Source organism: Yokenella regensburgei (genome assembly GCF_003634235.1).
Classification (GTDB): Bacteria; Pseudomonadota; Gammaproteobacteria; order Enterobacterales; family Enterobacteriaceae; genus Yokenella; species Yokenella regensburgei.
This window is the reverse complement of sequence record NZ_RBIZ01000007.1, coordinates 186220-204910: the sequence shown is the minus strand read 5'-3', so window position 1 is coordinate 204910 and position 18691 is coordinate 186220. Positions and strand designations below refer to the sequence as shown.

The window sequence follows — 18691 nt, the reverse complement described above, 5'->3', positions numbered from 1 at the left end:
AACCACCATCAGCATACGCTCACAAGCACCGTTCACTAAAGGATATTCGTCATGAGTCAATTGAATCAGTTTGGTCAACCGGTGGGCGATGCGCTTCCCGACTGGCAGCCGCGCCCCTACCCGGAGCGCGTAGTCATTGAGGGCCGCCTGTGCCGCCTGGAGCCTCTGCATCCTCGCCACGCGAGTGCGCTTTACACGGCTCACCTGCTGGCAGGCGATACCCGCGCCTGGACCTGGCTGCCGAGGGATCCGGAAAACAGTGTGGAAGAGTTTGCCCGCTGGGTGGAAAGCGTTTATGCGCTGCAGGATCCCATCCATTTTGCGATTATCGATAAACAGAGCGGTGCTCCGGTTGGATCGCTGGCGCTGATGCGTATCGACGCCGCAAACGGCGTGGTGGAAGTCGGTCACGTACACTTTTCACCGCTAATGAGCCGCACCGCGCTGTCGACGGAAGCGCAATGGCTACTGATGAGCTACGTTTTTGACACTCTGGGCTACCGTCGTTACGAGTGGAAATGCAACAGCCATAACGAGCCGTCACGCAAAGCGGCTCTCCGCCTGGGGTTCCAGTATGAGGGGCAGTTCCGTCAGGTGCTGGTGGTGAAAGGTCATAACCGCGATACCGACTGGTTCTCGATTATTGATAGCGAGTGGCCTGCGCTGGATAAGGCATTTCGGAAATGGCTTGCCGCCGACAATTTTACCGCCGACGGCAAGCAGATAAAGTCCCTGGAAAGTTGGCGAGCTGACAACTAACGTTTTTTCTTGCGCCCCTGGACCGCTTTAAAGCGTGGATTGCTTTTGCAGATAACGTACAAACGGCCTTTGCGTTTGACTATCTGGCAGTCCGGGTGGCGCTGTTTTGCACTACGTAATGAATTCAGTACCTGCATGGTTATCCCCGTTTCGCATCAAGAAAACCGCTGTAGCGCTGACGGAACCGCGCTGCGCTGCCTTCATTATTAAAGGTCTTCTGTTTGCCGGTGTAGTACGGGTGCGACTTCGAAGACACCTCAATGGTGACATACGGATATTTCACCCCTTCCAGCTCAATTTCCCGTTCCGTTTTAATGGTCGATCCCACCTTGAAGTACTCGTTAGCACTGGTGTCATGGAATACCACGGTACGGTAATACGGATGGATATCTGCTTTCATATCAGCCTCAATTCATATGTTATAACATAACAATAAAGTACCGCTATAGCGCACAAAGATCAACCCTGCGCTTTATGCAGTTTTCGCAAAAGCACTGAACCCCGCACAGACATAAATTAGAAAATAACGGTATTGGTCGCGTACGCCGCCTTCAGGCACTCTCACCTACAGACCTAATCTGGAGGAGTTAACCATGCAGCGCTGTTGTTGTTATCCATCATCGAAAGAAGACGAAAACACCTCTAATTCAACGCTCTCTGGAGATAACAATGAGTACCACCTCCCTGCCCATTCTGGACTTTTCGCACTACCATAATCCGGCCGAGCGCCCGGCGTTTTTACAAGCGCTACGCCACGCCGCCCGTGACGTTGGCTTCTTCTATCTTACCCACCACGGTATTTCTGAAGCGCTGCAGCAGGCTGTTTCACAGGAAGCCCGCCATTTCTTCGCGCTTAACGACCAGCAAAAACAGCAGGTCGCGATGATCCACTCCCCGCATTTTCGTGGCTACAACCGGGCGGCCTCCGAGCTGACGCGCGGGCAGCCTGACTGGCGGGAACAGTTCGATATCGGCGCTGAACGCCAGGCGATTACCCTGACGGAAAATGCCCCGCGCTGGCAGCGCTTACAGGGGCCAAACCTGTGGCCGGGTGACCTGCCGCAGCTGCGCCCGGTGCTGCTGGAGTGGCAGCAGTCGATGACCGGCATGGCAATAGAACTGCTACGCGCCTTTGCCGAAGCGCTCTCCCTGCCGGTAAACGCCTTCGATGCGCTGTATGGCGAAAAGCCGAATGAGCACATCAAGCTGATTCGTTACCCCGGTCAGCAGGAGAGCCGTCAGGGCGTTGGCGCGCACAAGGACTCCGGCTTTCTGAGCTTCCTGCTGCAGGATGAACAAAAAGGGCTGCAGGTTGAAGTCAGTGAAGGAGAGTGGATAGACGCGGCACCGCTTGCGGGCAGCTTCGTCGTCAACATTGGCGAGCTGCTGGAGCTTGCCACCAATGGCTACCTGCGCGCCACCGTGCACCGCGTGGTTTCGCCGCCAGCCGGACAAGAACGCCTGTCGATTGCCTTTTTCCTCGGCGCACAGCTGGATGCGGTGGTGCCGGTGTACCAGCTGCCGGAAGCTCTGGCTCGTGAAGCCCACGGCCCGCAAAGCGATCCGCAAAACCCGCTGCTGCGCGACGTTGGCTGGAACTATCTCAAAGGTCGCCTGCGCTCGCATCCGGACGTGGCGGAACGCTATTACCGCGACGTGCTGCGTGAACGCACCGAACAACTGATTGCCTGACCCCAACCACTACACAGGAATACAACGATGAAAAAAGCCACATTCGCTCTGGCCGGGATCGCGCTGTCCCTGGCTCTGGCAGCCAACGTTCAGGCAGAAGCACTGCGTATCGCCGCCGACCCGGTGCCACATGCCGAGATCCTGAACTTTATTAAAAAACAGGATCCGAAGCTGGATTTGAAAATCGTTGAGCTCACCAGCGGCGTTAACGCCAACGAACTGCTCGCCAACGGTGACGTTGATGCCAACTACTTCCAGCATGTGCCCTACCTGAAGGATCAGGAAAAAGCGCTTGGCAAAACCTTTGTCGTGGCGGCAACGGTGCATATTGAGCCGCTCGGGATCTATTCCCGCAAGCACAAAGACTTCGCCTCAGTACCGGAAGGCGCCACCGTGGCGGTGCCGAATAACGCCACCAACCTGAGCCGCGCGCTGTTCCTGCTGCAAAGCCAGGGGCTTATCAAGCTCAACGCGAAATTCACCGATCCGGCAAGCACGCTCGCCACGCCGAAGGATATTGCGGAAAATCCGAAGAAACTGAAGATCCTCGAAATCGAATCACCGCAGATCCCCCGCTCGCTCGACGATGTGGATCTGGCGGTGATTAACGGCAACTACGCCCTCGAAGCGGGGTTATCCCCGGCGAAGGATGCGCTGGGGCTGGAGAAAGCTGAGCATAATCCATATGCCAATATTCTGGTCACTACGCCCGCGCTGGCGAACGACCCGCGTATTAAAGCACTGGCCAAAGATCTGGCGTCACCGCAGGTGGCGGAGTTTATTCGCCAGCACTATAACGGCTCAGTGATCCCCGTCGCGACGCCGCAGTCATGATCCAGATTGACGGGCTGAGCAAGCGGTATGCCGGAGGTGGCCAGCCGGCGCTAAGTGATATTTCATTCGATATTCCGCAGGGGGCGGTATACGGCATTCTTGGGCGCAGCGGCGCCGGGAAAAGTACGTTTATCCGCTGCCTGAATCTGCTGGAGCGGCCCACGACGGGCCGCATTCTCTTCAACGGCGAAGATATCAGTCAATTCAACGGCGCGGCGCTGCGCGCCCACCGGCTGAAGACTGGAATGATTTTTCAGCACTTTAATCTACTGCACTCGCGCAACGTGGCGGACAACATCGCGGTCCCGATGGAGATCGCCGGAACCCCTTCCAGCCAGCGTAAAGCACGGGTCGCCGAGCTGCTCGCACTGGTTGGGTTGAGTGATAAAGCGCACGCGTTCCCGTCTCAACTCTCCGGTGGGCAAAAACAGCGGGTGGGCATTGCCCGCGCGCTGGCGACACGCCCCGACGTGCTGCTCTGTGACGAGGCCACCAGCGCGTTGGATCCAGAAACCACCGCGTCGGTGCTGGCGCTGCTGGAAGAAATAAACCAGCAGCTGGGGCTGACCATCGTCCTCATTACTCATCAACTGGAGGTGGTGAAAACCCTGTGCGATCACGCCGCATTGCTGGAACACGGGAAACTGGTCGAAAACGGTAAAATCGCCGACCTGCTGCTGTCGCCGTGGTCGCGCCTGCGCCAGTCGCTGCTGGGTGATCCGGATGCTGAACGCCGTTTTCTTGCCCGTCATCACCTTGACCGGAGGCAATTATGGGAAGTCGCATGAGCTGGGAAGATTTATGGCCCGTACTGCTCGACGGCACGCTGGAAACGCTCTACATGGTTGGACTGGCCGCGCTGTTCACGGTGCTGATTGGCTTACCTGTTGGCGTCGTGCTGTTTATCTCCCGCCGCAACGGCCTGCTGCCGTTACCGGGTCTTAACACGGTGCTTGGCACGATTATCAACGTCGGCCGCTCCCTGCCGTTTATCGTCTTGCTGATCGCGATGATCCCATTCACCCGCCTGCTGGTGGGTACCACCCTGGGCAGTACAGCGGCGATCGTCCCCATCACGCTTGGCGCGATCCCGTTCTTTGCCCGACTCACCGAGAACGCACTGGACGAAGTGGATTACGGACGGATTGAAGCCATTTTGTCGATGGGCGGTAGCGTCTGGCAGGTGATCGCTAAAGCGCTGCTTCCGGAGGCGCTACCCACCCTGCTGGCAGGGATCACCCTGACCGTGGTCATGCTGGTGGGATTCTCCTCCATGGCTGGGGTTATCGGCGGCGGTGGCCTCGGGGATCTGGCGATTCGCTACGGCTATCAGCGATTCAACAACCAGATGATGGCGGGAACGGTGATTATTCTCGTGCTGCTGGTGCAAGGGATCCAAATGGCGGGTGACAGGCTGGTCCGATCGCTGGCTCATCGCCGCTAATTCGCATGAGCTTTTTCCACTATCGCGTATAATCATAAGCACTTATCAGCATTTTATAAGGACAGTGCTGTGACGACGCGACACCTGGTGGGTCTGGTGACAGGAGTGCTGATAATTTCGGTGTTCCTGCCTATCATGCTGAGCATCTGGCTGGCTAACCGCCAGGCGAACGAGCAGTTCACCCAGGAACTGGATTCCTATACTTCGCGGGTATTGACCCGCACCATGCGGGTTACCGAGCAGGCAAAAGCGGCGCTTAATCAGGCGGAGCAGTTCAAAGGCGCCGCCTGCTCGGAAGACCACCTGCGCAACATGCGTAAAATCTCTTACCTTTTCCGTTACGTTCAGGAAATTTTGTGGGTTGAAGACTCGGTGCCGCGCTGTTCTTCGCTTGAGAATATCAGCGAGTCGGTGAAGTTCCCTCCCCCTGAACGAATGACGCCCGATGGCTACAAAGCCTGGTATACCGATCTCAGCGATCTGGGGATCAGCCATCCAATGACGGCGCTCGGTTCAGAACACTATATGGTGATGATAAACCCCGCGTCGTTGATTGATGTGCTTCCCTCCAGCAGTACCACTATTTATGCCGCCCTCATCGGGATCAATCATCAGGAAGTCATTGCCAAAAGCCAGCCCGTCGACATTGCCATCTGGCAGAAAATGGTCGACAAAAAACTCAGCACCCTGCGCCAGGACAACACCGTCTACAACCTGAGGCAGTATCCCGACCTCGGCATCGCCATCCTCACCTGGTCTTCGGTGAAACCGCTGGAAATTCAGTGGTACCGGCAGCTCGGTTTATGGCTGCCTATCGGCATTCTGGTCAGCGTGCTGCTCTGTTTTTTCTTCGTCCATCTGCTGCGCCGCCTGCAATCACCGCATCACCGAATGCAGGATGCCATTAATGCCAACGATATCGTGGTGCACTATCAGCCTATCGTCTCGCTCCACACCGGGAGGATCGTCGGCGCTGAAGCGCTGGCCCGCTGGCAACAGCCGGATGGCAGTTGGCTGTCGCCGGAGATTTTTGTTCCGCTGGCGGAGCAAACCGGGCTCATCACCCAACTGACGGAAAGAATTATCTGGAACGTCTTCCACGATCTCGGCAAATGGCTGCATCAGAATCCGGAACTACACATCTCAATTAATCTCTCGGTGGCGGATTTAATGTCGCCCGCGTTGCCGGGGCTTCTCAGCAAGCAGCTCAATCAGTGGCAAGTAAAGCCTTCACAGGTCGCACTGGAGCTCACCGAACGCGGCTTCGCCGATCCGAAAAAAACCGGTCCCGTACTGGATAAATTTCGCAAAAATGGTCATGCGGTGTATATCGATGACTTTGGCACCGGCTATTCCAGCCTGAGATATCTGCAGGATCTGAACGTCGATACACTGAAAATAGACAAGTCGTTCGTTGATGCGCTGGAGTATAAACAGGTGACGCCGCACATCATCGAAATCGCCAAATCACTGGGCTTAGACATGGTGGCCGAAGGGGTAGAAACCCCGGCGCAGCGCGACTGGCTGCGGACCCACGGCGTGCAGTATGGCCAGGGGTGGTTGTACAGTAAGGCGTTGCCAAAGGCGGAATTTATTCTCTGGGCAGAAGCCAATCTTAAACTGCACTAAGCTGGCTGGCGGCCACGCCGCACAGCCAGGAGACGCTACTCGTCAAGCATCGGGGCGAAGCCACCGTAGATCATGCGCTTGCCGTCAAACGGCATGTTTTCGCCGAACTCCTTCATCCGCGGATCGGCCATTAATTTGGCGTTCGCGGCATCCCTTACCTCTTTTGAAGGGTATTCAATCCAGCTGAAAACGACCTCTTCGTGATCTTCGGCTTTCACCGCCATACGAAAATCCGTCAGCTTTCCTTCGGGAACATCTTCCGCCCAGCACTCCACCACGCGGGTTGCGCCAAACTCTTTAAACAATGGCGCGGCTTTTGCCGCCATCCTGATATACGCCTCCTTATTTGACGCAGGTACGGCGACAACATAACCATCAACATACTTCATGAGATAACCTCCGAAGTGAACAGCGCGGACAGCGTCTCTGCCCGCATCTGGCGCTGATAAGTTTAGCCCTGCTGCCAGCAGAACGCGTAATTCACGCGGCGTTTCGCGAGCAGAAACTCCGGCGCTACGCTGGGGCTCCAGGAGTCGTCGCCGCCCACGCCCATGTGGAAAGCGTCCAGATTCAACCAGCTACCGGCCTCTTCACTGAGCAGATGCTGGTGAGTGGTCTCCCGCAGTTGCCGCTGGCTGTAACGACCGATACCAAAATGGAAATCCCCCTTCAGCCGATGCATTCCATAGCGCAGCTCACGGGTATGGCAGCGCAAACCATTTTCCGTCGGGAAAATATACGGTGTCGACATTGCCGCGAGCGGCTGCGTCCAGCGCCCATGTCGTGCGGCAAGCAGGCGGTCCGGATAGTTTTCATGCGGCCCTAATCCCAGCCAGCTCACCTCACTTTCCACCGCCGCCAGCTGGCAGCTAAGACCAATGCGCGCCGGGGCCGGAATATCGCTCGCAACGGTCACCGTCACCTCACCATGCAACACGCCGTCGCTGTCGATACGTAGCCGCTTGTGGCTGATAAACAACACCTTTTCCTGATAGCACCAGGCCTGGTGAGTTTCCACCATCACCTCATGGTCGTATCGCGTTGCCTGAGCATGAAGCAATGAGCAGGTCATCTCGTACATCCCTACCGCCTTCCAGCGCTCCACCCAGGCATTAGGATCGATTTTCGTGACTTCGCTGACGCCAATATCGTTATCCAGCGGGGCACGGGTAAAATTATCCTGCAACGGCGTTAACAGGGTCGGTTGTCCATCGCACCACCACTGCAGCAAATCGCCGCTTTCGCGGCAGAACTGCAAGCGCTGCTGCCCTGCAACAACCTCCCAGGCGCTGTCGCTGATGTGCAGTTCCGGCGCAACGCCGGATTTTACCGGGATCTCCGGCAGCGCCAGCGGCGACGGCAGCAGCCACTGATCCCAGGCGCAAAGATGGTTGGCTGCCGACCATGGCGTAGCATCCCGCTGGAAAACCTCAACGTTCAGCCAGTATTCACCGGCGATTGCGGCAAGCACAGGTATATCGAGGGTGAACTGCTGTTTCCCTTCCGGCGGGAGCGCCAGCGTCATTTCCCCCTGCGCCAGCGTTTCGCCGTCCACGCTTAGCCACCAGCGCAGCTGCTCGTTGTCGCTGGTACGGAACAGGTATTCACTCGTGGCCTCCAGCACCAGCGGCGTTACGCTGACCGGGCGGAACTGGAAGAACTGCTGCGCCCGCTGCGCTTCATACAGCGCCGGATGCGGCGTCCGGTCAGGGAAAACGAGGCCGTTCATGCAGAACTGGCGGTCGTTTGGCGTATCACCAAAGTCGCCGCCGTAGGCCCAGTAAGGGTTGCCGTCATCGTCGGTTTTCGTCAGCGCCTGATCCACCCAGTCCCAGACAAACCCGCCCTGCAGGCGCGGATAGTCGCGAAACGCCTGCCAGTATTTGGCAAAACCGCCAAAGCTGTTGCCCATCGCGTGCGCGTATTCGCAGAGGATAAGCGGGCGTGATTCTTCCGGCAGACCGACCCACTTTTTAATTGACCATTTCGGCACCGCCGGGAACGGCTGATCCTGGTCAACGCGGGCATACATCGGGCAGACAATATCCGTGGCGGCCGTATTGGCGCCGCCGCCCTCGTACTGTACCGGCCGGGTAGGATCGGTGGTTTTGAGCCAGCGATACAGCGCATCGTGACTGGCACCGTGACCAGATTCATTGCCCAGAGACCAGATGATGACAGACGGATGATTACGGTCGCGAATCACCATTCGGGTTACGCGTTCGCTCATGGCGGGCAGCCAGCCAGGATCGTCCGCGAGGCGGCTCATCGGCACCATACCATGGGTTTCAATATTGGCTTCATCCACCACATACAGGCCGTAACGATCGCACAGCCGGTACCACAGCGGATGGTTAGGGTAATGCGAGCAGCGCACCGCGTTAAAATTATGCTGTTTCATCAGCTCGATATCACGGCGCATGGTGGCTTCGTCCACCACCTGACCGAGTTCAGGATGATGCTCATGGCGATTGACGCCGCGAATGAGCAGCGGTTTACCGTTAAGCCTGAGCAATCCCTGACGGATATCGACCTGACGAAAACCGACGTCACAGGCCTCGCTTTCCTGAACGTTCCCTTGGGCGTCGTACAGGGTCACCACCAGGCGATACAGGTGCGGCGTTTCGGCGCTCCATAACAGAGGCTCATCCACTGCCAACGACAAAGAGAGCCGTTCGGCCCAGCTGCCACGCTCATCCACCGGAGGGGTTCCCGGATGCAGGTGCCCGTGTACAATCTGACGTTCACCCTGCCAGAGCGTGATGTCGACCGCGGCGGTCGCCAGCGCCTCTCCCTGTAACGTCACGTGCGTGTGCAGCGTCGCGCGCCGGAAATCAGCGCTAAGTTCGGTCGTGTGGTGATAGTCAGCAATATGCAGCAGCGGTTTATGCAGTAACGTTACGTCGCGGAAGATACCGCTCATCCGCCACATATCCTGATCTTCCAGGTAGCTACCGTCGCACCAGCGCAGCACCATTACCGCCAGCCGGTTTTCGCCGGGCTGTAGCACGTGGCTAAGATCAAACTCCGCCGGCAGGCGACTGTCCTGGGAGTATCCCACCCACTGACCGTTACACCAGAGATGGAACGCGGAATTGACGCCGTCAAAGATGATCCGCGTCTGGCCGGAGGCGAGCCATTGCGCATCCACGCTAAACGTACGCGAGTAGCAGCCGGTCGGGTTTTCTGCAGGTACCTGCGGCGGCGTCACCGGGATCGGATAGGTTACGTTGGTGTAGATGGGGGTATCAAAACCCTGTCGTTGCCAGTTGGAGGGCACAGGCAGGGTTACCGCGTTCGGTTCATCCTGGCTTACCCAGCGTTCAGGCACCATCTCGGGAGCGGCGTAGAATGAAAAACACCACTCACCGTTCAACGATCGGCGGCTGGCGGAGGAGGAATCCTGGCGGGCGTTGTCCGGCTCCCGCCAGCTGTTAAATGGCGCATGAGCGGGCAGTCGGTGCCAGCTGGTCACCAGCGGATTTTCCCAGTCGCGACGCGCGACCAGCGCCTGCAGCGTCAGGTGTGACTTCATAATAGCCTCATTGCGAAACACGTATTATTTTCAACCACATTGCCGTGTTCGGCGCCGCCGGTAAAGCAGCGCCATCGCAGGAGGAGAGTCAGATCACGTCGCCGCTATTCGGGGAGGTTGACGGCGGAACCACGGCAGGCACAGCTGGATGAGCGGGCCAATCGCCAGCGCGTAAAACAGCGTCCCCGGTCCAACCGATCCGCCCAGCAGCCAGCCTATCAGCAGCACCGAAATCTCAATGCTGGTTCGGATAGCGCGTACGGACCAACCGGTGCGGGCATGCAGGCCGGTCATCAGTCCATCACGCGGGCCTGCACCAAACCCGGCACCGATATACAGCGAGGTCGCCAGCGCGTTCATCACCACTGCCAGCACCAGCAGCAGGATCTGCAGCGTCAGGTTGGTCACCGGCGGCATCACCGCCAGCGCCGCATCCGCCACCAGCCCCAGCACAATCACGTTGCTGACGGTGCCGAGCCCCGGTTTTTGCCGCATCGGGATCCACAGTAGCAGTACCAGTACCCCGGTCAGGATCACCACCTGGCCGATTTTCATCGACAGCAGAAAGGCAACGCCCTGGTGAAAGACGTCCCACGGATCGAGCCCTAAATCAGCCCGGACGAACAGGGCTATCGATAGCCCATATAAAACCAGTCCGATATACAGTTGCAGCAGGCGGTGTCCCATAATTCACCTAAGAGTAAGCAGTCAGTGCTTTCATCATCCGCAAAACTGGACTTATTATTAATGACCAGTTTTTACAAAGTGGACTGCTATGTCATCTCGTCGTTCAACCAGTCAATCGTTGGTGCGCCTGCTGGGCCACTGGCAGGGATCCCCTTCCCGTACTCCGCTCTGGCGGCAGTTGGTCGATGCTCTGCGTTTGCTGATCCTCGACGGTCGTCTGCCGCTGAACAGCCGTCTGCCGGGCGAGCGTGAGCTGGCGAGCGCCCTCGCCGTCAGCCGTACCACTATCGCCACCGCGCTGGGACAGCTTCGCGAGGAGGGATACATCGTCAGCCGCCACGGTAGCGGTTCAACCGTGATGCTGCCGGCGCAAAGCCCGCAGATCCCGGGCAGAATGTCCGGTGCGGTGGCGCTGGATCTCTCCACCGCCGCGCTGGCGGCCGGGCCGGAAATCCACCAGGCTTTCAGCCATGCCCTGACCGCCCTGCCGCAGCATCTCAGCAGCACCGGCTACGATCAGCACGGCCTTCCCGCGCTGCGCGAAGCGATTGCCGCGCGCTACAGCCAGCGTGGCCTCGAAACGCGTGCAGATGAAATCATGATTGTGAACGGCGCGGTGAGCGGGCTGGCGCTGGTGCTGCGCCATCTGACCGGGCCCGGCGATCGCGTGCTGGTCGACAATCCCTGTTATCCGCTGGCGCTGGCTGCTATTCAGGGGGCGCAGTGTCGTCCGGTGGGTGTCGCGCTCGCTGAAAGCGGCTGGGACGTGGATGGCATGGCAGCGGCGATCGCCCAGACGGCCCCACGGCTTGCCTACCTGATGCCTGATTTCCATAACCCCACCGGGCGTTGTATGGACAGCGCCACGCGCCAGGCAGTGGCCGGACTCGCAGCGCGTACGCGCACTACGCTGGTGGTTGATGAAACCATGGTCGACCTCTGGTTTAACGAACCGCCGCCCCCACCGCTCGCGGCTTTTGATTCGCAGGCCCCGGTGATTACGCTGGGCTCCGCCGGCAAAAGCTTCTGGGGAGGATTGCGCCTTGGCTGGATCCGCGCGTCGGCAGGGACGATAGCCTCACTGGTGCAGACCCGCGACACGCTGGATTTAGGCTCTCCGCTACTGGAGCAGCTCGCGGCCTGCTGGTTACTGGATAACGCACAACAGTTGCTACCCGCCAGACGCCGTATGCTGGCAGCGCGCCGGGATATGTGCCGTCAGTTGATGGAGACGTGGTTTCCCCAATGGCGATTTTGCCTGCCGGAAGGCGGACTCTCTTTTTGGGTTGAACTGCCGGAGAGGGTGGCGACCCGTTTTGCGGCACAGGCGGAGAGCGTGGGCATTCATTTAGGTACCGGAACACGGTTTGGCGTTTCAGGGGCTTTCGATCGCTATCTGAGGATCCCGTTTACCCTTGAGGATGACATTTTGCAGGAAGCATTTCAGACATTGCAGCCGCTGTGGGAAACGGTCGCCGGACAACAAAATATATCGCGTATTCGTAAGCTGGTTTAAATAAAATAACGACGAACTCCTGCCGGAGTTCGTCTAAATCACCGTCCGTGATGAGCATGAGATGATATAGGTATTTTTAATTGCAGCGCATGATCTCAGTTCAGCATGTCAGTAATATGACAGTTTTATTATGCCGCGATGAATGCTCCGCCATTAATGCTGGCGCGGAACAGGGAATCCTTTCAAAGAGATAATAAAACTGTCACCGTCTTTTTTGATTTTTGCCCCGGTATCACACCAGTCAGAAGCGATGCGAAAGAACTCATCGCTGCCGACATTCCAGTTCAGGCGAACATGCTTCACGAAGCCCGAGCGTAACATCTCACAGGCTTCGTTATAATTGCTGGCTGTTGAAGGTTGCTGTTTCATTTTTTCTTCTTCAGAATTTTTCGTAGCGCTTTGATTTCTTTAGGAGTCAGGGGTAAGGTTTCTTCTTCGGTATGCTGACTGTCAACATCCTCTTCCGAGACGCCCGCCTCTGCAGCGGCTTCAAAAGCAAGCAGCAGCAGTTTCTCTGTTGCAGTACCTAAATTCTCGTCGTTAACTTCCGCATAGTGACGTAATCTTTCTTTCAAGCTCTCGTCAATTTTAACATTCAGTACCACTGTAGCCATGTTAACGCTTCCCGTGTAAGAAATTAGCTAGATCATATAAGTAGTACACGAAGTTAACATTTTGTTCCAGAGATATATTTTTTGCTTATCAATGATAAAAATAAGCCCATAATTACTCTGCCTTTTATTCGTGACGTTATAATGACAGTAATATGACGTTTTTATTTCAAAACAATGACAGAACATTTAAATATAGCTTAAAACGCCGGAAGGAGTTCTCTGTATGCAAAATAAAATATCAGGGCAATGTCACTGCGGTGCCGTGGCATTTACCGTGCAGTTATCTGATGGGCTGAACAGCGCCCGACGCTGTAACTGCTCTTACTGCCGGATGCGGGGCGCGGTGGCGGTTTCTGCTCCGCTGTCGGGGATCACGCTCCTCAGGGGAAAAGAGAAACTGACGGAATACCGCTTTAATACGGGAACGGCGGCGCACTTTTTTTGCTCGGTCTGTGGGATCTACACCTTCCATCAGCGTCGCTCAAACCCGCAGCAGTTTGGGGTGAACGTGGCCTGTCTCGAGGGACTCTCACCGTTCGATTTTGCAGAGGTTCCAGTGATGAACGGCGCCCACCACCCCAAAGACGGCGGCGGCGGTGTGGCAGGTTATCTGCGCTACGAAGCGGCGGAAGACTCATCATCCTGACGGTAAGGGCGCGACAGATTTTGGCTATTTAATGTAAGAATCCAGAACCTTAAGCACAATATCGAGATCTTCTTCGCGCCTGACCTCGTCACCTTCATGAACGATATGTTCCGTCAAATGCCCTTTAATCACCTCACGCATTAACCCATTCACCGCGCCACGGATGGCAGCAATTTGCTGCAAAACCGCAGCGCACTCATGCGGCTCATCCAGCATTTTTTTCAGGGCAACCACCTGCCCCTGGATCTTGCTTGTGCGGGCCTTCAGCTTTTGTTTATCGCGGATAGTATGTGACACCGTGATACCTCACTGTCTGAAAAAACGGCTTTGATTGTAGCATCTTTTAAATCTACTGGGGGGTAGTATTTTATACTGGGGGGGAGTAGGATCGGCCCGTCGCCCATAACCAAGAATTATTCTCATGAACGAATTTACTGCTCTACTTTCGCAAGGAAACGCCTGGTTCTTCATCCCAAGTGCAATACTGCTTGGCGCCCTGCACGGGCTGGAGCCGGGACATTCAAAAACCATGATGGCTGCCTTTATTATTGCGATTAAGGGTACCGTCCGGCAGGCGGTGATGCTGGGGCTTGCAGCCACCGCCTCTCATACCGCGATTGTCTGGTTAATCGCCTTTGGTGGGATGTATATCAGCAATAAGTTCACCGCAGAGTCTGCGGAGCCGTGGTTACAGATCTTCTCTGCCGTGATTATTCTGGCAACCGCTTTCTGGATGTTCTGGCGAACCTGGCAAGGAGAGCAAAACTGGCTGCAGAAGATGCAAAGCCAGGACGAACACCAGCATCACCACGATCACGACCATGACCATGACCATCATCATGACCATAACGATCATCATCATGAACACGACGATCATCAGCATGCGGCGCTTACTGACATGGACAAGCAGTCGAAAGAGTATCAGGACGCCCATGAACTGGCGCATGCCAACGACATCAAACGCCGTTTTACCGGGCAGGAAGTCACCAATGGACAGATCCTGCTGTTTGGCCTGACCGGCGGGTTAATTCCCTGCCCCGCGGCCATTACCGTGCTGCTGATTTGTATTCAGCTGAAAGCCTTAACGCTTGGGGCCACGCTCGTCGTCTCGTTCAGTATTGGGCTTGCGTTAACGCTGGTTGCGGTCGGGGTCAGTGCCGCCATTGGCGTACGTCAGGTCGCAAAACGGTGGAATGGCTTTAACGCTATCGCCAAAAAGGCGCCGTATTTTTCCAGTGCGCTGATTGCCTGCGTCGGAGTCTATATGGGGATCCATGGCTATACGGGGTTGATGCACTAAAAGCGTTTATTGTTCCGGGGAACGACAATCATGTTCCCCCTGTACTTGCTGCATACAGCGGAAAAACTCAGCTTCCGTTTTGCATAACGGCAGACCTAACTGCCCGTGCAGTTTGACCAGCCAGGGCTGAGTGAGCCCGCACTCCTGAATCAGCGCCGTGCGCCCAAAAACGTCGCCCGGCGACCCTTTTGCCCGCACCTCTCCCTGACGCAGCACGTAAACGGTGTCACTGACTTCATAAATAAGATCGATATCATGGCTTGAGATAACCACATGATTTCCCTGGGCCACAATGCGCTTAATCACCTCGATCATCTGCGTGCGGCCGGCGGGATCAAGCCCCGCCGTGGGCTCATCCAGCAGAAGATACTTCGCCTGCAGCACCAGCGCACCGGCAATCGCTACCCGCTTTTTCTGTCCATGACTCAGGCACTGGATCGGTTGCTGGCGAAAATGCTGCGCATCAACCAGCGTGAGCGCATCGTCAACGCGGCGGGCAATCTCCGCTTCGGCCACCCCCAGGTTCCGCAAGCTAAAAGCAATATCGCTGTCGACGTCGGTATAAAAGATCTGCTGGTCAGGATCCTGAAAAACCGTCGCCACCTGTTGCCGCAGCGCCAGAAGCCCCCGTTTGCTGTAATCCAGTGGTTTGCCCTGCCACAGAACCGCGCCCTGCTGCGGGCGCAATAACCCACTCAAATTCATAAACAGCGTGGATTTTCCGCAGCCGTTGGCGCCCACCAGCCCGGTTACGGCCTGCGAGGTGAAATCCATCGTCACCCCCTTCAGAACCTGTGCATCCTGGTAGCGAAACCAAAGTTCGGTCGTGGCAAGCATAGTGCCTTCCCTTACAGGTGAAAATCACCCTGATACAATTTGACGTCGAGCGCTGCCGCCATCTGCTGATAGCGGATCAGTACACGGGTAAACAGCACTCCCACCAGCATCGCCAGAGAGCGATAGCCGTTTGGCAGGCTGCGGTAGCCAAAGCGCAGCGTCTGCGCGCGATGAATAGCCAGCGCTTCATCCAACAAAATAAAAATAAAACGCCAGGTCAGCAGAATCAGCTCGGTCAGAAGCCGTGGCACGCGTGCCCACTTAAGCAGCAAAATCAGCTGCGAAAATGGCAGATTCAGCACCAGCCAGAAGGTCGCCGCCAGCGCCGCCAGACTACGCCAGAAGGTCTGGCTGGCCATGCTAGATCCTGCTGAAGTGATCCCGAGCCAGTAATGCCCCAGCGGTAGCCCGAACATCATCGTTTGTGGGTCGCGGCTTATGCTCACGAGGATAGTCAGAACGCCAATCAGTAAAAAACTGAGCGGCAGCGCCATCCAGGTGCACCAGCGCCAGAACGAGATCCGCAGCAACCAGCAGGTCAGCGCCGCGGTGAAGGCCAGCAGGATCCCCTGCCCCAGCGGAGGCAGGGTAAAAGCCAGCACAATAAGCAGCAGCCAGAAGAAGAATTTGCGCTGCGGCGCAACATGAAACCAGCGGCTCTGATAGCTAAGTCGGTCAAGACCGGTCATCACGACGTTGTCTGCCTTTGCTGTAGCCCAGAATATAGAAAATCACCGCGGCCCCCAGCGATCCCTGCAGCGTAAACAGCAGGCTTTCAATTTCACCGCTGGCGGGTTCATACAGTGGCTGGAACCATGGTTCATAATGAGGAGCCACCACCTGAATCTGGTTTTCGGCTTCCCCGTCTGAACCACCAAATTCGCCACCGTGATCGACAAAGAATGGCACGATGACCAGCGCAATCACCATCGCGAGCAGTATCAGCGTCTTTTTCATCTTAATGTCCCTGTGCAGTAATCAACTGACGTTTGGTCAACTGGTCGTAAATCATCACGGTCAACAGCCCTTCCGCGATGGCTATCGGGATCTGCGTCAGACAGAAAATCCCCATAAACTTCACGATGGAGCCGGTGGCGCCGGACGCAGGGTCCGGAAAGGCGACCCCCAGCTGTACGGAAGTGACAAAATAGGTCACCAGGTCAGCCAGCATGGCACAGAGAAACACCCCGACATCGCGACGAATTCCCGCACGACAGGCCATTTTCCACACCAGATATCCAGCAATCGGGCCAATGACCGCCATCGACATTCCGTTCGCGCCCAGCGTAGTTAAGCCACCGTGCGCCAGCAGCAGCGCCTGAAACAGCAGCACGATAGCGCCGAGGATGGCCACCACCCCCGGGCCAAACAGAATCACCGCCAACCCAACGCCGGTCGGGTGTGAGCAGCTGCCGGTCACTGACGGGATCTTCAGCGCAGACAGGACAAAAATAAACGCCCCGCACAGCGCCAACAGGACTTTCTGGTGGTTGTCTTCCTGCACGATTCGGCGCAAACGCACCAGCCCGTACCACAGGCACGGTAAAAAGAGCAGCCACCACGCCAGTGCCCACATCGGGGGTAGGAACCCCTCCATAATGTGCATCGCAAACGCCTGTTCCGGGACGACTATCAGCAGTAGCGCTGCCGCCAGACCGCTGAATGACAGCTGCTTCAGCTGCTGTTCAAGTTTCATTCTGTATTCCCCCACTGTTTGTTAACCAGGATGGTCGAAAAATACGGTAACGTCTGCCGATCCTCGACATCATCCAGATGCCGCCAGCACTGCTCGCCGGGGAGCGTGGCTTCGGACATCATGAGTGCACAGTCCAGTAATCCGGCCTGTTTCAGTAATGCTTTCATTCGCGCAAAGCGACCATAGACCTTCATCAACACCAGGCTGTCGTGTTGTTTTAACGCCTGCTCTATTTCCGCTTCCGGAGCGGTACAGGAGATAACGGCCAACGACTGCTGCTCCATCGCCAGCGGCGTTTTTGCCCGTGCCGCAATAGCGGCAAACGACGTCACGCCAGGGACAATCTCCAGCCAGTCAACGCGGCCGATGCGCTGCAATAAGAACACCCAGGTGCTGAACAACATGGCATCCCCCAGGGTGATGAATCCAACCTGCTTCCCTGCCTTTACCTCGGCGGTTAACGCAGAGGCCACCTCGTCCCAGACGGCTTCTTTTTCAGCGCCATCGGCGCTCATCGGGAAGTGATAACTGCGGATCTGGGTTTGTGCGCCGACGTATTCACGAACAATCGATAACGCCAGGCTATCGCCACCTTTACGCCCCGCCGGGGCGTAAAGCACATCCAGCTGGCCCAGGAGGCGTGCGGCACGCACAGTGACCAGGTCGCTGGCTCCCGGGCCGGTGCTCAGCGCATAGAGTTTGCCGCTCATGCCGCGGCCTCCACGCTCATGTTCAGCGCGTGATGCAGATGGGCCACAAACATCGCCCGTACCGCCGGATTTTCCCCCAGCCCGTTAAGCCAGGGCGTCGCATGGATCCCGGCGGCGTTAAATAGCGTTTTCCATGAGTCAGCATCATCGGACGCCATGTCATTAATGGCATGGTCCCCGGCGACCAGCATCAGCGGCATGAGATGAACTGCGGTTATCCCCTCTTTGCCCAGGGCTGCAATCAGCGTTTCAACCTCCGGGTAGCTCTCTACCGCGCCAATCCGGGCCGGGAAGTTTTTCGTCATCATCATGTGATCAAGGCAGGCATAGGCGGCAAATGCGTGGTGGCTGGCACCATGCCCCATAAACACCACTTTTTCCGTTGCGCCAACGGATGGCATTTGTTGCTGTAAAGCCTGCATCAGCTGAGCGTAATCGTGATGCTGACTCAGCAGCGGTACCCCAATCGTCAGGCGGGAAAACTGCGGTTTCATACTCTGCACGTCGCGCACGATTTTTTCGTATTCGTCACCATTAATAATGTGCAACGACTGAACCGCGACATCCTGATAGCCCTGCTCGGCCAGCTTTTGCAGCGCCAGCAGCGGGGTGTCGACTTCAATGCCATCGCGCTGTTTCAGTTTGCGGATAATCATCCCGGAGGTGAACGCCCGAAACAGTTGCCGATCGGGACAGCTCGCCGCCAGCTCACGCTCGCAGGCCACAATGTTCTTCTCGCAGGTATCGTGATAGCTGGTGCCGAAACTAATCACCAGAAGTGCCTTCTTCATC

Annotated in this window: 23 protein-coding genes; 9 read left to right on the top strand and 14 right to left on the bottom strand. The window is 56.8% G+C overall.

The annotated features are described in order from the left end of the window. The first annotated feature begins 51 nt into the window (after positions 1-51). Entirely contained in the window at positions 52-759 is a 708-nt protein-coding gene (locus tag C7387_RS21045) for a GNAT family N-acetyltransferase (protein WP_038254366.1), read from the top strand. Here C7387_RS21045 and ykgO read toward each other — a convergent pair. Together ykgO and C7387_RS21035 are read right to left on the bottom strand one after the other, a co-directional pair. Beyond that, the gene (gene ykgO, locus C7387_RS21040) at positions 756-896 is read right to left on the bottom strand and encodes a type B 50S ribosomal protein L36 (protein ID WP_006818844.1); all 141 of its coding nucleotides are present in this window, start codon (positions 894-896) and stop codon (positions 756-758) included. The genes C7387_RS21045 and ykgO overlap by 4 nt on opposite strands. 2 nt (positions 897-898) lie before the next feature. Next, positions 899-1159 (bottom strand): type B 50S ribosomal protein L31, encoded by a 261-nt coding sequence (locus C7387_RS21035; RefSeq protein WP_006818843.1) that lies wholly within the window; start codon positions 1157-1159, stop codon positions 899-901. A 269-nt stretch (positions 1160-1428) separates the two neighbouring features. Here C7387_RS21035 and C7387_RS21030 point away from each other — a divergent pair, with 269 nt between their 5' ends. The 5 genes from C7387_RS21030 to C7387_RS21010 all read left to right on the top strand — a co-directional run bounded on the left by C7387_RS21030 (position 1429) and on the right by C7387_RS21010 (position 6358). Then, positions 1429-2451: an isopenicillin N synthase family dioxygenase gene (locus C7387_RS21030; RefSeq protein ID WP_038254363.1), complete on the top strand. Its 1023-nt coding sequence runs from the start codon at positions 1429-1431 to the stop codon at positions 2449-2451. Positions 2452-2478: 27 nt separating this feature from the next. Then, positions 2479-3285 carry a MetQ/NlpA family ABC transporter substrate-binding protein gene (locus C7387_RS21025; protein WP_120817417.1) on the top strand — a complete coding sequence of 269 codons (807 nt, stop codon included), beginning with the start codon at positions 2479-2481 and terminating at the stop codon, positions 3283-3285. Continuing rightward, a complete protein-coding gene (locus C7387_RS21020; RefSeq protein ID WP_006818840.1) occupies positions 3282-4073 on the top strand; it encodes a methionine ABC transporter ATP-binding protein in 792 nt (263 codons plus the stop codon). Before C7387_RS21025 ends, C7387_RS21020 begins: the two co-directional genes overlap by 4 nt. Next, positions 4070-4729, top strand: coding sequence for a methionine ABC transporter permease (locus C7387_RS21015; RefSeq protein ID WP_006818839.1), 660 nt, complete (start codon positions 4070-4072; stop codon positions 4727-4729). Before C7387_RS21020 ends, C7387_RS21015 begins: the two co-directional genes overlap by 4 nt. Positions 4730-4798: 69 nt before the next feature. Beyond that, positions 4799-6358 carry an EAL domain-containing protein gene (locus tag C7387_RS21010; protein WP_038254356.1) on the top strand — a complete coding sequence of 520 codons (1560 nt, stop codon included), beginning with the start codon at positions 4799-4801 and terminating at the stop codon, positions 6356-6358. Between the two features lie 35 nt (positions 6359-6393). Here the strand turns inward: C7387_RS21010 and C7387_RS21005 are convergent, their stop codons facing one another. From C7387_RS21005 to yczE, 3 genes are all read right to left on the bottom strand, one after another. Continuing rightward, a complete protein-coding gene (locus tag C7387_RS21005; protein WP_006818837.1) occupies positions 6394-6747 on the bottom strand; it encodes a DUF1428 domain-containing protein in 354 nt (117 codons plus the stop codon). Positions 6748-6809: 62 nt separating this feature from the next. Then, a complete protein-coding gene (locus C7387_RS21000) occupies positions 6810-9893 on the bottom strand; it encodes a beta-galactosidase (protein WP_120817416.1) in 3084 nt (1027 codons plus the stop codon). Between the two features lie 93 nt (positions 9894-9986). Further along, a complete protein-coding gene (gene yczE / locus C7387_RS20995; RefSeq protein ID WP_006818835.1) occupies positions 9987-10580 on the bottom strand; it encodes a membrane protein YczE in 594 nt (197 codons plus the stop codon). Between the two features lie 88 nt (positions 10581-10668). Here yczE and yczR point away from each other — a divergent pair, with 88 nt between their 5' ends. After that, complete coding sequence (yczR, locus tag C7387_RS20990) at positions 10669-12096, top strand: MocR-like transcription factor YczR (protein ID WP_120817415.1); 1428 nt, start codon at positions 10669-10671, stop codon at positions 12094-12096. A 153-nt stretch (positions 12097-12249) separates the two neighbouring features. Here the strand turns inward: yczR and C7387_RS20985 are convergent, their stop codons facing one another. After that, positions 12250-12465 carry a hypothetical protein gene (locus C7387_RS20985; RefSeq protein ID WP_006818833.1) on the bottom strand — a complete coding sequence of 72 codons (216 nt, stop codon included), beginning with the start codon at positions 12463-12465 and terminating at the stop codon, positions 12250-12252. Next, positions 12462-12710, bottom strand: coding sequence for a hypothetical protein (locus C7387_RS20980; protein ID WP_006818832.1), 249 nt, complete (start codon positions 12708-12710; stop codon positions 12462-12464). The genes C7387_RS20985 and C7387_RS20980 overlap by 4 nt, the downstream gene beginning before the upstream one ends. A 223-nt stretch (positions 12711-12933) precedes the next feature. On the opposite strand from C7387_RS20980, the gene C7387_RS20975 reads away from it, so the two are divergent. Continuing rightward, a complete protein-coding gene (locus C7387_RS20975; RefSeq protein WP_120817414.1) occupies positions 12934-13356 on the top strand; it encodes a GFA family protein in 423 nt (140 codons plus the stop codon). Between the two features lie 24 nt (positions 13357-13380). Here C7387_RS20975 and rcnR read toward each other — a convergent pair whose 3' ends face one another. Continuing rightward, positions 13381-13653 carry a Ni(II)/Co(II)-binding transcriptional repressor RcnR gene (rcnR, locus tag C7387_RS20970; protein WP_006818829.1) on the bottom strand — a complete coding sequence of 91 codons (273 nt, stop codon included), beginning with the start codon at positions 13651-13653 and terminating at the stop codon, positions 13381-13383. 124 nt (positions 13654-13777) lie between these two features. Between rcnR and C7387_RS20965 the strand changes: the two genes are divergently transcribed. Next, positions 13778-14656: a nickel/cobalt efflux protein RcnA gene (locus C7387_RS20965; protein WP_120817413.1), complete on the top strand. Its 879-nt coding sequence runs from the start codon at positions 13778-13780 to the stop codon at positions 14654-14656. A gap of 6 nt (positions 14657-14662) precedes the next feature. On the opposite strand, the gene C7387_RS20960 is transcribed toward C7387_RS20965, so the two are convergent. Genes C7387_RS20960 through cbiK form a run of 6 tightly spaced genes read right to left on the bottom strand, consistent with a single transcriptional unit; the run spans position 14663 to position 18690 of the window. Further along, complete coding sequence (locus tag C7387_RS20960) at positions 14663-15493, bottom strand: energy-coupling factor ABC transporter ATP-binding protein (protein WP_120817412.1); 831 nt, start codon at positions 15491-15493, stop codon at positions 14663-14665. An 11-nt stretch (positions 15494-15504) separates the two neighbouring features. After that, on the bottom strand, positions 15505-16182 hold the full coding sequence (locus C7387_RS20955) for an energy-coupling factor ABC transporter transmembrane protein (RefSeq protein WP_006818826.1): 678 nt from the start codon (positions 16180-16182) through the stop codon (positions 15505-15507). Further along, positions 16169-16450, bottom strand: a complete 282-nt coding sequence (locus tag C7387_RS20950) for an energy-coupling factor ABC transporter substrate-binding protein (RefSeq protein WP_006818825.1) — start codon at positions 16448-16450, stop codon at positions 16169-16171. Before C7387_RS20950 ends, C7387_RS20955 begins: the two co-directional genes overlap by 14 nt. Position 16451: 1 nt before the next feature. After that, complete coding sequence (cbiM, locus tag C7387_RS20945) at positions 16452-17189, bottom strand: cobalt ECF transporter S component CbiM (RefSeq protein ID WP_006818824.1); 738 nt, start codon at positions 17187-17189, stop codon at positions 16452-16454. Continuing rightward, positions 17186-17899 (bottom strand): cobalt-factor II C(20)-methyltransferase, encoded by a 714-nt coding sequence (locus C7387_RS20940; protein WP_006818823.1) that lies wholly within the window; start codon positions 17897-17899, stop codon positions 17186-17188. Before C7387_RS20940 ends, cbiM begins: the two co-directional genes overlap by 4 nt. Further along, positions 17896-18690 (bottom strand): sirohydrochlorin cobaltochelatase, encoded by a 795-nt coding sequence (gene cbiK / locus C7387_RS20935; RefSeq protein WP_120817411.1) that lies wholly within the window; start codon positions 18688-18690, stop codon positions 17896-17898. Before cbiK ends, C7387_RS20940 begins: the two co-directional genes overlap by 4 nt. Position 18691 lies beyond the last annotated feature (1 nt).